The organism is Sporosarcina sp. FSL K6-5500, from assembly GCF_038005665.1.
GTDB classification, from domain to species: domain Bacteria; phylum Bacillota; class Bacilli; order Bacillales_A; family Planococcaceae; genus Sporosarcina; species Sporosarcina psychrophila.
This window is the reverse complement of the sequence record NZ_JBBOTP010000001.1, coordinates 1,361,803-1,376,220: the sequence shown is the minus strand read 5'-3', so window position 1 is coordinate 1,376,220 and position 14,418 is coordinate 1,361,803. Positions and strand designations below refer to the sequence as shown.

The window sequence follows — 14,418 nt, the reverse complement described above, 5'->3', positions numbered from 1 at the left end:
ATAGGATAAATATCGATGTCAGAGTCTCGTTGGGCCATGGAACAGCTCGGTATAAATGATCGAGAAAAGTGTAGGAATGATGAATGTGGTTAATCAAGGCGAGGGAAAAGAGCTATCAACCTCTAGGGGAAATAGCTCTTCTTTGGGAGTTTAATGAATTTTCTAACCTTTCGGATCTAAAGGTTTGTTCGCTTTGCCATCCAGTTCCGTATGGCAGTAATAACTTCTTTTAATTCCATCCCGCTGTCCGTTAGCTCATATCCAACTATAGTAGAAGAAGGCTCAAGTTGTTTTTTTGTAACGAGGCCTTCTTTGATTAATTCATTCAACCGTTCTGTTAAAAGTCGATCTGATATCCCTGGAATACCTTCAGTGATTTCATGAAAACGCTTGGGTCCGGACATTAGTGTATAAATAATTACCCCCATCCATCTCTTACCAATAAATTCAATTGTATCGTGAAAGTTGTTGCAGACATGTGATGAATTCCCACAATTTTTCGGTTGATTCACTAGTCGAACCTCCATTCTGCTTTATCTTTCATCTATCTTAACATGTATCGTTAGGGTTGACATAACAAACTTACTAATGGTAAGTTGAATGCAGGTACTTACTATTAGTAAGTTTTAGAAAGGGAGGCAATACAATGACTACAACATTGAACTCACATTTATATAGTGTAATGAAGGACAGAAAATCGGTAAGGGTGTTCGATCCGAACGCTACAATCGCAAAAGAGGAAATTGCAGAAATGCTGAAGCTGGCAACAATAGCTCCTTCATCTAGTAACCTGCAATCTTGGAGTTTTATAGTTATCCAAGACCCCGAGGTGAAGAAAGAACTGCAAGTAATCGCTAACAATCAAGTCCAGGTGGGGGATTCATCTGCCGTTATCGCTGTCTTAGGTAATATCGATGCGTATAAAAAAGTGGAGCAAATCTATACGCAAAATGTTGCAGAAGGTCATATGGATGAGTCGATTAAAGATCGTACGATTGCCAGTACGAATGCGGTCTATCCAACTATTCCAAGAGAGGCAAGAATGAATATCGCTTCTTTTGATGCGGGGCTTGTTTCTATGCAATTGATGTTGATTGCCAAAGAAAAAGGCTATGATACTTCAACAATAGGTGGCTTTGATAAAGTGAAATTTGCTGAGAGATTCGACCTTCCTAGTGATCAATTCCCAATTGTACTGATTGCCTTAGGAAAGGCCGCTGCCCCGGCATACGGGTCTTCCCGCTTGCCTTTAGATGAAGTTGTGCGTTTTATATAAGAAATTTCATGCCCGGGATGCTACATGCATTTCGGGCTTTTTTGTATACAGATTTTTAGCTTATATTAATAACAATTATTGACATTTTGTTAAGTTGTATTTATGGTTAATACTAATTAACTGTTAATCGGAACGAAAGAAGGTGTTGTAATGGATTCTAGGTTATCTAACAATATGAAAGAGATTATTAAACGTAGAAGAGATGAATTGCAATCAGATTCCGAATACCAAGATGTGATTGATAATAAGGCATCTGCAAAACAAGCGAGCTAACGACAAGGTTGCAATTTAAGTCAAATACTGTAAGTTAATTATTAACAGACCTGAGAAAAATGAATAAAGAAAACCGTAGGGAATTGCAAATAAAACTCGATCAATTAAGGATAGCCTATTTCGAAAAACGTACATAAATTGAGCAAACGATTAACGAAAAGTAGTAGGAAAAGTTAGGAATGAAGGATATTCAGGAGTTACATCGTATATTTCAAAAGTTGGAAAATATTATAACTCAAAAAAAGGGAGGTGGATAACATGGTATATAAAAGGGAATCAATCCATATTGTATGGCTAATCTTATTATTACTTGTTTTGGCTTCTAATTTTGCTTTATATCGCTCTTCCTTTGGGCTTAACCTGTTGCCTACAAAAACGAATGGTGTCGTGCTAGGTTCCATCCTTGATTTGACCATTGTGGCACCCGTTTTATTTTTAGCTTGGCAACGTAAAATGAGTTGGAAGTATCTGATTGTGTTGATGGCTGGGGGCCTTATGGTTGCACGCTTTATGATTCCGATGGAGTATTTAGCTCCTTTTAAGACGATTACGTTAGCAGGTTTTGCAATAGAAGGTGCACTCGTTTTACTTGAAGTTCTGTTGTTAGTAACTCTTTTTAAATATTTACCCGAAATCATTCGAACGGTGAAGAAAAGCCCTTTACCACTTTTATTTTCTTTCTCTCATGCAGTGGACGAAAAGGTAAGAAAGCATCCGATTATTCAAGTGATTTGTTCGGAAATGCTCATGTTTTATTATGCTTTTTGTATTTGGAAAAAGAAACCGCAAGAAAAAGACAATACGTTCACACTCTACAAAAAATCAAGTTTAATCGCCTTTCAAGTGATGATGATCCATGCAATTGTGATTGAAACAATCGGTATTCACTGGTGGTTGCACGATAAATCATTGATTTTATCGCTAATTCTGCTAGTGATAAACATCTACTCAGTCCTGTTATTTTTAGGTGATATTCAAGCACTACGTTTCAATCCTTTACAGATAGAGCATGAAAGTATGTATGTTTCTCTAGGTTTGATGAAGCGTATGGAAATCCGATGGGAAGATATTGAGGAAATAATAGAAGACCCTGATGTATTGGAACAAAAATTTTCGAAGAATACGATCGATTTTATTGCACGTGATTTTGAGAAAGTGTACCCGAGTGTCCTATTAAAGTTGAAATATCCAGTAGAAGCGACACTGTTGATGGGGGTAAAGAAATTCTATGATCAAGTAGCTATTCGAGTAGATGATTCGGAGAGGTTTAAAGAACAGGTGAAGCAAAAGTTATGAAGATAGATGTTGTATCTCACCAGTTTAGCTAGGTTCGTATAATCAACTGTGGATTCAATTAAGTAGAATTAAGGTATTGGAAAATTTGATTTATGTGGTATCTTCTACTGTAGAGAGAGTAAGGGGGAATCACTTTGTCACAACGTATTTCATATCTGGTCGTGCTGGTAGGTGCGATACTTTGGGGGACGACTGGCACAGCCCAAACATTCATGCCGCAAACGATTCATCCTTTGGCAGTTGGGGCATCGAGGCTTGCTATAGGGGGTTTTTCGTTACTAGTTATTTTGCTCATTATGCGTAAAATCGATTTTCGAAATTGGCCGTGGAAATCTACCTTGTACGCAGCTATTTCAATGGCTATTTTTCAATATTTATTTTTTTCTTCTGTAAGACTAACGGGGGTTGCTATAGGCACGGTCGTCACAATCGGAAGTGCTCCAGTTTTTTCTGGAATCATTGAATGGTTACTATTGAAACGCCGTCCGACCCGGGTGTGGATCATGGCGACAGCACTTGCAATTATAGGCTGTGCACTGCTCTTTTTAAATAGAGATGGGATTGTTGTCAATCCAGTGGGAATCGCGATGTCGCTTGGAGCTGGATTGTTGTTTGCCTTTTATACACTCGTCAATAAAGACGTACTAGACAAGGTAGATCCTGTGCCTGCTGTTGCGGTTATCTTTTCGATGAGTGCGATAATGCTCATGCCATTCTTGTTTTTATTTGAAACGGAAGGGCTTATGACGGGGCGTGGAATTTCTGTTGTGTTGTATCTTGGGATCGTCACAACCAGTGTGGCATATATCCTGTTTTCAGCCGGGTTGAAACGGATACCTTCATCGTCAGCAGTCACGCTGTCACTTGCTGAACCACTTACTGCTGCTATATTGAGTGTGATTGTTGTAGGTGAGCGACTGACTGGAACGTCGTGGATGGGTATTGCGATGTTGCTTGGTGGAATTCTTGTGTTGACGTTGAGTGGTAGGAAAGTGAAAGTTTGAATAGTCTTGTTTGTTTTTGAAATTCAAAATACAGGAAGCTTTAAAGGCTTCCTGTATTTTTTTTGTTTTTCGATTTGGAATAAAGCTTTGTAGCGATAAAACCGACCAAGATTAGCATCGTTGCTAGGATTCCACCTTCTAGACCGAATGCACCACCAGTCAGCCAATCATGCCCCTCGACTAGTTCAACACTATAGATGCCATTTGGTGCAGTACCGCTTACCGCAAATCCAAAAACATTCCCTTGGAAGTAGTTCCATGTAATATGATAACCAATCGGTAGCCACAAACTTTTTGTGGCGTCAAACATATAAGCAAATAAAAGCCCGACCAGTGCAATATTCATTAATCCTAAAAGACTTACATTTGGATTTGCACCATGGGCGATGCTGAAAATTAAAGCGGATGCTACGTAGATAACCCACTTTTTATTTCCCCTACTTGCCATGGTGGACATGACATATCCTCTAAAGAACATCTCTTCAAAGATTCCGACAAGAATAAATAGAACTAGAAAAGTAATCATAAATATTGAGAAGTGAGGGTTTGACAATGAATTAAGGAGTGTCACATTGCCGGTCGCCATCAATACAATAAAAATAAAGATAATCGATAATGCACCAAGAAACAGTCCAAACCATAAGTCTTTCAACGAACCTCTAAAGCCGAGCTCTTTCATGGAACCTTTATTTATAAAACGCCATAGTAAAAAAGTAATCACTATTCCACCGACTGTACCACCGCCTTGCATTAAAAGGAAAATCCAAGGGTGTGAATCGAAAGCAGTTTGCATATCGAGATAACTAAATCCCTCACTAAAAGGTGCTTCAGTGAACATCAATAAAAGAATCCCTGGAAGTGAGAATAACTGTTGAACAATTAGCATGGCTATAAAAGTTAGTAAAATAAGCCAGCCAGCCCTTACTTGACCTGATTGGTTTTTAAACATCTTATCCCTCCCAATTTCCACTGTTTTCATACCGAATAGTCGTGAGCTGTCTGTCGCGGTTGTGCTTGCCGAATGGCTGCAAGTAGTAGAAGAAACATGATATCCATAACTAAGGCGCCCATTGTCAGCATGAATGTAAGTGTGATCCATTGGTCCTCAGCTATATTCATGGAAAATGACATGAGCATAAGCACGGATAAGTGGATAGCTATATAAAATGTATAGACACTTTTCGTCTGGTTTATCAATGCTTGATTAGCATAGTCATTGACAATACTTTTTAGAACAGCGAAAAGAAAATAGGCGACAATCAGTTTTAGGACGAGTAAAGCAAGTGAATAGACTTCCCAAATACCGAGATAATGCGCAGAAAGATTAACGAAAATTGCCGGGAAAGAAATGACTATGCCTAGTCCAGCTACGATTCCTGCTTTTTTTGCATGAGGATATTTATCGATAAGCATGAAGCATCCGGAGTAAATCAAATAATATCCGACAGGGTCAGCTAGCCAATCAAAACCAATATGGACCCGGAAAAAAATGAAAAGATACCCCCAGAACATATACCTTAATGCTTTATCCATTGGTATCCCCCTTTGTTTTCTCCTTGATAATTGCATTGACATCTTTTTGTTCCAAATAAGGACGCACAATAAGACCGCCTACTGTAGAAAAAGGCTTACCTGACTCGGTTGTTCCCGAAATATAGATGTTCACATCTAACACAGCTTTAAAGTCTGCGGCGAACCGGCTGTAGACACTTATTCTTTTACTTTTCTTTAAGTTCAGTGGGAATTGTATATTTTGCAAATCTAGTCCGGGTAACCTGCTCCATTCTTGGTCAAGAAACTTTTCATAGGTTCGTTCAGGTAGTGAAGGAGTGGAGGACGAATTTATTTTAATAAAGAAATTATCCTGCAAAACGTCTTGAAATGAGCTTTTAATCATTTCGATTGTCAGTGGTTCTAGAGCCCGATAATGATAGCCATCCCCACTTGAACTTACTTGTTCGAGAGGGGATTCTTCAATTACACGCGGTCGAATCGTCACGATACCAATAGGAACAGTTATCCTATTTCCATCAGAAAATGAGACATCTATTTCTGTAAAAGAATAATTTTCTGTATGAGTGGTTGGGTCAAAGTTAAACCTCACGTTGGTACTACGTAAAACATGGTGATTGAATACCTGGTTGTTTTGAACTTGTTCATCGAAAAAATAAGAGTCTTCTGGATAACCGATTAGTTCGCCGGTAGAAACAGATGAGACAACTGATGAGTTATTTTTGTTCGTTAAATAATAAAATGTCATATAAAAATCATCCTGATACTCCGCATCGATATAGTGGTCCAAGAATATGGGCTCATCGAGTTGCTTTGAGTAAGCATAAATGGAATTCAACATCCAGCTTATGCCGATTAAACTTAGCGCCACCCAGAAAAATCGTTCTTTCATGAACTCGCCCCCTTCCATCTAGTATATCAAATGGATAATATATCCTCTACGTTACTTAGGCGATATTGGCATTCATTCAAATATGAAAGTTTAACAATCATATTTTTTCTGGTAAAGAAAGTTAAGCTAAAAACACATCTTAAGACTTTCTTCATAATTACAATTGGTAAATGTTAAGATTTGGCGGGTACAATTGGTATCATAGAGTTAAGAAAAGCGAGGTGCGGAAGATGGCGAAGTTCACGGTGTTGGTAGCGGATGACGATCAGGATATCCGTGACGGGATTGAAATTTATTTAAAAAATGAAGGATACGACGTACTAAAGGCGGCGGATGGCAAAGAGGCGATCGAGTTATTGGAGTCGAACGACGTCCATCTTCTCATTCTCGACATTATGATGCCGAATATGGATGGTATTACGGCGACATTCAAAATTCGGGAAGTGCGCAATATCCCGATTATCATGTTAAGTGCAAAAGCGGAGGATTCAGATAAAATTCACGGTTTGTCTGTGGGAGCCGATGACTATGTGACCAAACCGTTCCATCCAATGGAATTGATGGCACGTGTGAAGTCTCAATTACGTCGATATATTCAATTTGGTACATATGACGGTCAGAAAAAAGTAGAAATCGACGGACTTGTTCTTGATGAAGAGGCGAAGGAAATAACCGTCGATGGTGATGTAGTAAAGCTGACTCCTATCGAATACAAAATCACAGAATTACTGATGAAGAATGCAGGACGTGTGTTTTCTATCAGTGAAATCTATGAACGGGTTTGGAACGAGGCGGCGTACAATGCTGAAAATATTGTCGCAGTTCATATTCGTAAAATTCGTGAGAAAATCGAAGCAGATCCGAAAAATCCAAGGTATGTAAAGGTGGTATGGGGCATTGGTTACAAAATCGAAAAATGATTATACTACTTTCTGGTCGATTCTTGCAATTGTTATAGCGGCACTGAGTATTGGTTACTGTTTCTCCTATATCATTGACTTGGTAGGCAATGGTGTGGAACGTTCTAGTCGGGCCATCGCTTATCTCACACGGCTGATGAAAGGGAGTGTATGATGGTGAAAAAGAAATATGGTATACAAATTGTTGTGTGGACTTCATTAGCGGTATTATTTTTAACGGCATTGCTTTCAGTGACAGGTGGCAACTTACGTTATATTGGTAAGAGCTATGTAGAGTCGAATGATTTTCAATGGGAAATGAATAACTTTTATGGAAATCTTACTCAAGCTGTTTTGAATCCGATTGATATAGAAGCGGAGAAAAAACGGATTACAGTTACTAAATCCGAAATCGAAGAGCATCGTAATTACTATGGTACTCTTTCTGAGCAGATTGGTAATATTGAAGTGCAATATACGCAACGAATCACCGATGCGGAAGCGGTGAAAAGTGAAAAGCTGAAAGCGACATTGATAGAAGAGCGCGATGCGAAAATTGACGACATTCGGAAGAACTTTGAATCGGACGCGCATGTAGAAGTAAAGATCCGTGCAAGTAAAGAGAAACAGCTAGAAGAAGAGTTGCAGCGACGCATTCAGAACACCGAGGAAAATCTTTATTTTCCTGTTGTTTATGAGTTAACGGATAGTCAAACGGGAGAAAAGTTCACTTCAGGAGATATCCATGTTACGACGGGCTATAAAGAGACTTTCAGTGCGGAGGAAGGTTATCTCTTTGCGGCGCCTAATCAGTTGGATGACTTTTATTATGATAGTTATTCGTCAGAGGCCTATGAAAGTGGAGTTTCGGCGTTCAGAGATACTGTTTCAACCGTAACAGAAGAGACTGCGTCAGAGCATGCACAAGACGCCGCTTTGGAGTCTACTCAGCCACAAACTGTGAAGAAGTTTGAGGGGACTGTAGTTGTACCGCAAAGTGCATTGCAGAAAGGTTCTCTGGGTAAAAATGTAAAACAATATAATCAAAAACAGTTAATTTTATATGTCCTTTGGACGCTTGGTATACTTGCTTTAGCGACTTTGCTGACAGTTATACGTTTCAACAAGGAATGGGTCACGACAAGCTATTATGTAGAGAGATACCAACGGCAGAAAATTGACCTGAAAGCAGCATTGCTATTGCTTTCAGCTAGTGCTTTTTGGGTTTTATTAGGAAATGCTGTAGGCCGCTATGTTACATTTTTTACTCATTATAGATTAGAATCCGGAGTCATTCTCGGAATGACGCTTGTCATTTTAATGGTCTTCCTATGGGCGATAGTATTCCAATTGGTCCTACTTGTAGAGCGTGTAAAAGTTAGGGGAGCGCTAAAACAGGATATTAAAGAGAGTTACAGTATGAGGTTCATACTTGCGTGGCAAGGGATGTTCTTGAATCGATCCATTGGTATTCAAATGTTCCTACTGTTAATTGGCTTTTTCCTAGCAGGTATCGGATTTTGCATTGTCCTCATCCAACCTATTTTAATTATGGTTTATATTCCGCTTGTCTTGTTTGCTGGATTGCCATTCCTCTATATCTTCGTGAGAAGAACAGCGTATTTGAATCGCATTATGGTTGCTACGGAAGCGATGGCGAATGGGCGATTGCACAAAGAAATTGATATTGAGGGGAAATCACCACTAGCGGAACACGCTAAGAATTTGAATAATCTTCGTGAAGGTGTCCATATTTCTGTGACTGAACAAGCGAAAAGCGAACGCTTGAAAACAGAACTAATTACGAATGTCAGTCATGATCTTAGGACTCCATTGACATCAATTATTACCTACACGGATCTCTTGAAAAAGGAAGACATTACAGCTGAAGAACGTACAAAATATGTAGACATTTTAGACAAAAAGTCACAGCGTTTGAAGACGTTAATCGAGGATTTATTCGAAGTATCGAAAATGGCAAGTGGTAACTTGGAGCTTAACAAGCAGCGTGTTGATATGACGCAATTACTCCAACAAGCCCTTGCAGAGCACGAAGAAGAAATCTCGAAATCAGGACTGGATTTTAGGGTGAATTTCCCTGAAGCTGCACTCGTTGCCTATGTGGACGGGAAAAGATGGTGGCGCGTATTGGATAACTTGATTGTTAATGCCATCAAGTACACATTGCCGGGTACCCGTGTCTATATTACGCTTCGAAAAGTAGGGGATACGGCCGAATTCGTCGTGAAAAATGTGACGAAGTATGAGCTCGGTGAAAATATCGACGAATTATATGAACGCTTTAAACGGGCGGATACATCACGCCATACAGATGGTTCAGGACTTGGTCTTGCGATTGCGCAATCCATCGTTGATTTGCATAATGGGAATATGAAAATCGAAGTAGATGGGGATTTATTCAAAGTAACGGTCGTCGTGGCGGCGGTTTAACAAATAGATATACAAATAATAAGCTGTATGCAAAGCCCTTATAGAAGGGGAATGTGTACAGCTTTTTTTGTCATGCGGCCTTATTCAATAGAAGTACATAATATAGACACCGATAAGTAGTACACCAATATCTGCACACATGTGAATCGTCCAAGAGGGCAAAATTGTTCCGCTTTTTTCATTGGCAAGTTGAAAGATAACTCCACCAACCCAGAGCCCTGTCACAGCGAGTATAAGAAGAGCTGAGCTGAACCATGGAAGAAAAATTGAAATATGATAAATGGCAAAGAGGAATGACGGTAAAATAAACCGAATCCGAGATTTGCCAACAAGATTTGGCAACAGACCGCGGAAGTAAAATTCCTCTAACATCGAATTGCCGAACAGTATATAGAGAGCGATGAACGGGAATGTTGTAGTCGTTATACCTGCACTAGCAAGGTCAACTAGAAGTGCAGCAATATCTATGAAAGGCTGTAAGATGATGAACGCCGCAAAGATAATCCCCATAATCGCAACTCCAGAACCAATCGCAATCAACATGCTTTTTCGATCAGTTTGGACCAAGCGTAAGAATGGGAATCCCGTCTTGCGGAATAATAGGAGTGGGACGAGCAGGAATAGAGTCACTTTCGCCGCCGTTTTCCAGATGTATGTAACTTCTACTGATTGTTCAATCCACAGTAGAAAAGTGATGCTGAATAACGATAAAATAATTCCCCGTATCATAGTAGATCCTCCAATCATTGATTCAGTAATGGACGACCAAATAATGTCTAAAGTTTCATTAAAATTAATAAAATGGAAATATGGAAAGGGAGCGCTTATCAAGCGCTCCCTAAGAAAAAAATAATACTATATATGTTGACCAAATAAATACCAATATAAATTGAGCGAAGGCGCCTTTTAAGGGGGAGCCAAAGTCATAAGACTGGCAGCATCCCCTAGCGCAGTAGCAAATTCAGTGGTTTCTTTATTTCAACATATATAGCAAGTATGCTGGTACTAGATGCACAACATCCTTAATTAACCAATGAAGCAAGCACCGATAATAATTAACAGGATGAAAAGCACAATAATTAACGCAAATGAGCTTCCGCTCTCATATCCTCCGTATTGACCCATTGTCAACACTCCTTTCATGAATGGTCTAATTTAGCTTATGCAAATAGATTACTAGGCACTAAGTACAAACGCCTTTACGACTGCCAAAGAAATAATTGCTTTTGGTTATTTAGAAGAATAGTTTAGCTGACAAGTAGATGGATAGACGTGGTAATTGGAGTGGCCATCCTGCTGTCTAGTATGGGATTCTACTTGCTTGTTTAATGAAATGTGTTGTATCATTAGTTTAAAATATGGGAATAGAATCACTATTCGAAGAAGGAGGATCAATAGATACTATGACAAAATCAGATGGTAAGTACCCAAACAAAGAAGATCTTGAACCGAAAGTGAAAGGGGTAGCTAATTCCGATGAGCTTCCACTCGCGGATCCATCCGATTCGAATACATCGGATGTCTTTAGAAAAAACACCTTGGACAAGACTGGTGAGAATGAACAGTCAGCATACGGAACATACAAAACGGACACGGGTTATAATAAGCCAAGGTCGGGCGAACAATACCCTTTTGGTGAAAAACATCAAGAAGATAACAAGTTTGATCAAGAAACACACGAAAAATGGAATAAAGAGAAACCGAACGAAGATCCATTTAAACCATAACTTAGTAGCGGTCGTCCCTTTGTGGAGCGACCGTTTTGATTTGTAGATAAGATGCGGTAGAGTAGAAGAGAAGCAAAGAAAGGGATGATTGTCATCGAAACAATGAATCAGTTAAAATTCACACGTATTTATACACTTGGCCGTCTTGTAAAGTCAAAAGCAGAAGCTTGGGATGCACAACCAACAGGATTCAATAACACGATTCGTTGGAATGCGGGTCATATTTTTGTAACGATGGAAACACTCATTCAAAAAGCGGTGGAAGGTTATGAACCTGTCCATCCCGAATGGATCTCTCTTTTTGTGTCGGGATCAGGCCCTAACGACTGGGAAGGAAATGCTCCATCAACAGACGAGCTCCTCGCGGCATTAGAGGAACAACCAGAACGTGTCGTTAAAGCGCTCGAAGGTAAACTAAGCAATACGTTACAGGAACCGATGTCAATTGGACCCTTGCATACAATGGTGACAGTTGAGGCAGTCGTTCAATTTGCAGTGTGGCATGAAGGCGTTCATGCAGGCATGATTAATGCTTTGAACCGTTTGGCTTCAGAATAATTCTGGAGCAAAAACGTAAGCCTCTAGGCGCTAGAGTCTGGGCGTGAAATATCGCCTTTCTCAGGTTATCCTCGGGCCGATAATTATATAATTTCCTGCATTAAAAAAAGCAGTCATCACACGTCCGTTTTAATCTGACGTAAGATGACTGCTTTTCAATTTACTAATTCATGCTTAAATGCATAAATGACTGCTTGTGTCCGGTCTTGCACTTCTAGTTTAGATAATAGATTGCTAACATGTGTTTTCACTGTTTTCAGTGCAATAAATAAATCATCTGCGATTTCCTGGTTCGTTTTACCTTTCGCAAGGTGCAATAATACTTCAAGTTCACGTTCCGTCAACTCATCATGGGGCTGCCGTTCATTGCCTGCTCGCATTTTGCGCATCATTTTTGTTGTGACTTCAGGTTCCAATACTGTTTGTCCTTTTAATGTTTCACGGATGGCCTCTGCAATTCGCTTCGCATTCGATGTTTTTAATATATAGCTGATTGCGCCTGCTTCAAGTGCTGGATATACTTTGTCATCATCTAAAAAACTTGTCACGATAACGATTTTTGCTTCCGGCCACTCCTTAATGATGGCAGCAGTTGCTTCGGCACCGTTCATTTCCGGCATCACCATATCCATCAATATAATATCGGGGCGTAACTCAAGTGCTTTTCCTACGGCTTCGCGCCCATTTACCGCTTCGCCGATGACTTCCATATCCGGCTGAATCTGTAGATAGGCAGAAACACCGATTCTCACCATTTCATGGTCATCCACTAACAGGATCTTGATCATTCGGTCCATCTCCTTTTCGAGCAGGTAATTTCACTTCCACAATCGTCCCTTGTGAGGGAACGGAAACGATTTTGCATGTTCCACCGATTTCAATTGCACGTTCTTTAACGTTTTGCAGACCATATGAGCCGCCTTTTCCATCACTATCTTTGAATCCGATACCATTATCTTGCACCCGGAAAATTGCGAGCCCGTCTCGTTCCACAAATAGCACATCGACTTCCGTGGCTTGTGCATGGCGCAGTGTATTGGACAGCGTCTCCTGCGCGATTCGGAATAACTGATCTTCCGCACCTTTTGATAATGTCACTTCTTCCAAACGGAATCGGATATCGAATAGCACTTTTTCCCTTAATTCAATTAATAGCTCTTCAAGTCCTTCGGCAAGTGATTTGTTATTCAAGGGTGCCGGTCGTAAATGGAGTAGCAAGGCGCGCATTTCCAGTTGCGCCTGTTGGACGATTCGCTCGACTTGGAGTACCGGTTTTTGTGCGATAGCAACTTCGTTATTTTCCGTAATAGCGGATAATAGCATCGATGCGGCGAACAGTTGCTGGGATACAGAATCATGTAACTCGCGCGCGAGTCGCTGTCGTTCTTGTATAATTCGTTCTTGTATAAGTTTGTCTTGCTCCTCCGCACGCTCATCTATGATCCGTTGCAGACTTTTTCGCTGCGTATGAATGACCGTTGATACGGTCCCGATTGCCCGGTCCATACGGGGAGAGAACTTCTCGATTGAATCAGTTTCTAGCTCAGTGTCGATCAACCCTGTTATTCTTTGCTCGATTGCTTTCTCTTTTGAACTTCCTAAAAAACCTGTCCATATAGCGATTCCCCAGGCAAGCAAGAAAATAGTAGTCAAAATCCACAAGCCAAGCGAAACATTCGCAAATTGCAATTCATAAAACGCAAACCAACTTTCTTCTATTGGCAAACCAAGAAGGAAATAGATGTACACCGCTGCAATCGCAATAAATAAAATTGATAAAACAAGTCCGCGTCCGATGACTGCCTTCATTTTCGTGTCACCTCGACATCTCCGCCCCAAGTGGAAAGCGTAATGATAAGTTCAGGGGAATCAGCAGATTTCCCTTCATAGCTATCTTTCATATGGAGCGATTCATTAATGAGCCGTTTCCGATAAATATTGAAAAGCTTAGCATCACCGATTAATGTCGTGTAATGAATGCGTACGGGGATTTCGTAAGGTAAGTCAATTTTTATTTTTCCAATACCTTGCCTAACAGAAATTAAAGAAGTTCCTTTTGGCAGTACTGTATCCGTTACATCGATGTGAATATCACCAAAGAGTCCGTGGATATGGATGTCCTCCCATTCATAAGACGCAAAGGGGGATGACTGGACGGAAAATAGTTTGTTTTTCCAAATTCCGTTGGGCGTTTCTCGTTGAAGATCTTTGAGAGGACGCATTATTTCTTCCGACGGTACGCCCTTCCATAGTTTTACGAGGACGTAGATGATGACGGTGAAAATGAGCATCCGTAAACTCCACAAAGTGAAAAGTGCCATTGCGATAAAAAACAGGCCTGGTAAAAATAGCAGCTTCGATCGTTTCCGCAAACCGTAATAAATTAGTCCGGCACCAAGAAGGACGAACACGATATTGCCGTTATGAAAGAAAGCTGCCTCGACAAAAATGAGTAGCAGGAAAGTTAGCCCCCAAAATGTGATTTTGCTTGTATCGATTCGTTTCATTTTGTTATTCTCCCTTCTTGAGG

At 40.1% G+C, this 14,418-nt stretch carries 18 protein-coding genes; 9 read left to right on the top strand and 9 right to left on the bottom strand.

Annotation, left to right across the window (positions count from 1 at the left end; translation table 11 throughout):
* Positions 1-176 precede the first annotated feature (176 nt).
* Entirely contained in the window at positions 177-512 is a 336-nt protein-coding gene (locus MKX62_RS06260) for a winged helix-turn-helix transcriptional regulator (protein WP_231885738.1), read from the bottom strand.
* 134 nt (positions 513-646) lie between these two features.
* On the opposite strand from MKX62_RS06260, the gene MKX62_RS06255 reads away from it, so the two are divergent.
* The 4 genes from MKX62_RS06255 (at position 647) to MKX62_RS06240 (ending at position 3,849) form a co-directional block, all read left to right on the top strand.
* Positions 647-1,276 (top strand): nitroreductase family protein, encoded by a 630-nt coding sequence (locus tag MKX62_RS06255; protein ID WP_338654732.1) that lies wholly within the window; start codon positions 647-649, stop codon positions 1,274-1,276.
* A 150-nt stretch (positions 1,277-1,426) separates the two neighbouring features.
* A complete protein-coding gene (locus MKX62_RS06250; protein WP_340741058.1) occupies positions 1,427-1,549 on the top strand; it encodes a hypothetical protein in 123 nt (40 codons plus the stop codon).
* 258 nt (positions 1,550-1,807) lie between these two features.
* Positions 1,808-2,845, top strand: coding sequence for a beta-carotene 15,15'-monooxygenase (locus tag MKX62_RS06245; RefSeq protein WP_340741057.1), 1,038 nt, complete (start codon positions 1,808-1,810; stop codon positions 2,843-2,845).
* A gap of 134 nt (positions 2,846-2,979) precedes the next feature.
* Positions 2,980-3,849 carry a DMT family transporter gene (locus tag MKX62_RS06240; RefSeq protein WP_067213566.1) on the top strand — a complete coding sequence of 290 codons (870 nt, stop codon included), beginning with the start codon at positions 2,980-2,982 and terminating at the stop codon, positions 3,847-3,849.
* A gap of 40 nt (positions 3,850-3,889) precedes the next feature.
* On the opposite strand, the gene MKX62_RS06235 is transcribed toward MKX62_RS06240, so the two are convergent.
* The 3 genes from MKX62_RS06235 to MKX62_RS06225 are packed head-to-tail and all read right to left on the bottom strand — an operon-like array spanning position 3,890 to position 6,253.
* Positions 3,890-4,798: a CPBP family intramembrane glutamic endopeptidase gene (locus MKX62_RS06235; protein ID WP_340741056.1), complete on the bottom strand. Its 909-nt coding sequence runs from the start codon at positions 4,796-4,798 to the stop codon at positions 3,890-3,892.
* Positions 4,799-4,824: 26 nt separating this feature from the next.
* Positions 4,825-5,382 (bottom strand): hypothetical protein, encoded by a 558-nt coding sequence (locus MKX62_RS06230; RefSeq protein WP_067213565.1) that lies wholly within the window; start codon positions 5,380-5,382, stop codon positions 4,825-4,827.
* Complete coding sequence (locus MKX62_RS06225; RefSeq protein WP_340741055.1) at positions 5,375-6,253, bottom strand: hypothetical protein; 879 nt, start codon at positions 6,251-6,253, stop codon at positions 5,375-5,377. The genes MKX62_RS06230 and MKX62_RS06225 overlap by 8 nt, the downstream gene beginning before the upstream one ends.
* Positions 6,254-6,483: 230 nt before the next feature.
* Here MKX62_RS06225 and MKX62_RS06220 point away from each other — a divergent pair, with 230 nt between their 5' ends.
* The 3 genes from MKX62_RS06220 to MKX62_RS06210 are packed head-to-tail and all read left to right on the top strand — an operon-like array spanning position 6,484 to position 9,603.
* Entirely contained in the window at positions 6,484-7,173 is a 690-nt protein-coding gene (locus MKX62_RS06220; protein ID WP_067213561.1) for a response regulator transcription factor, read from the top strand.
* Positions 7,151-7,327 (top strand): hypothetical protein, encoded by a 177-nt coding sequence (locus MKX62_RS06215; protein ID WP_340741054.1) that lies wholly within the window; start codon positions 7,151-7,153, stop codon positions 7,325-7,327. The genes MKX62_RS06220 and MKX62_RS06215 overlap by 23 nt, the downstream gene beginning before the upstream one ends.
* Positions 7,328-7,329: 2 nt before the next feature.
* Complete coding sequence (locus tag MKX62_RS06210; protein WP_340741053.1) at positions 7,330-9,603, top strand: sensor histidine kinase; 2,274 nt, start codon at positions 7,330-7,332, stop codon at positions 9,601-9,603.
* An 84-nt stretch (positions 9,604-9,687) separates the two neighbouring features.
* On the opposite strand, the gene MKX62_RS06205 is transcribed toward MKX62_RS06210, so the two are convergent.
* Together MKX62_RS06205 and MKX62_RS06200 are read right to left on the bottom strand one after the other, a co-directional pair.
* Complete coding sequence (locus MKX62_RS06205; protein ID WP_067213559.1) at positions 9,688-10,332, bottom strand: CPBP family intramembrane glutamic endopeptidase; 645 nt, start codon at positions 10,330-10,332, stop codon at positions 9,688-9,690.
* Positions 10,333-10,629: 297 nt separating this feature from the next.
* On the bottom strand, positions 10,630-10,728 hold the full coding sequence (locus MKX62_RS06200; protein ID WP_156476121.1) for a YjcZ family sporulation protein: 99 nt from the start codon (positions 10,726-10,728) through the stop codon (positions 10,630-10,632).
* A 278-nt stretch (positions 10,729-11,006) separates the two neighbouring features.
* Here MKX62_RS06200 and MKX62_RS06195 point away from each other — a divergent pair, with 278 nt between their 5' ends.
* Both MKX62_RS06195 and MKX62_RS06190 read left to right on the top strand, forming a co-directional pair.
* Positions 11,007-11,330: a hypothetical protein gene (locus tag MKX62_RS06195; protein ID WP_067213558.1), complete on the top strand. Its 324-nt coding sequence runs from the start codon at positions 11,007-11,009 to the stop codon at positions 11,328-11,330.
* 84 nt (positions 11,331-11,414) lie between these two features.
* Positions 11,415-11,888, top strand: coding sequence for a DinB family protein (locus MKX62_RS06190; RefSeq protein ID WP_231885736.1), 474 nt, complete (start codon positions 11,415-11,417; stop codon positions 11,886-11,888).
* A gap of 155 nt (positions 11,889-12,043) precedes the next feature.
* Here the strand turns inward: MKX62_RS06190 and MKX62_RS06185 are convergent, their stop codons facing one another.
* From MKX62_RS06185 to liaF, 3 genes are read right to left on the bottom strand one after another with little or no spacing between them, the layout of a single operon-like run.
* Positions 12,044-12,676 (bottom strand): response regulator, encoded by a 633-nt coding sequence (locus MKX62_RS06185; RefSeq protein WP_067213557.1) that lies wholly within the window; start codon positions 12,674-12,676, stop codon positions 12,044-12,046.
* Positions 12,651-13,697, bottom strand: a complete 1,047-nt coding sequence (locus tag MKX62_RS06180) for a sensor histidine kinase (RefSeq protein ID WP_067213556.1) — start codon at positions 13,695-13,697, stop codon at positions 12,651-12,653. The genes MKX62_RS06185 and MKX62_RS06180 overlap by 26 nt, the downstream gene beginning before the upstream one ends.
* Positions 13,694-14,395: a cell wall-active antibiotics response protein LiaF gene (gene liaF, locus MKX62_RS06175; RefSeq protein ID WP_340741052.1), complete on the bottom strand. Its 702-nt coding sequence runs from the start codon at positions 14,393-14,395 to the stop codon at positions 13,694-13,696. Before liaF ends, MKX62_RS06180 begins: the two co-directional genes overlap by 4 nt.
* Between the last annotated feature and the right edge of the window lie 23 nt (positions 14,396-14,418).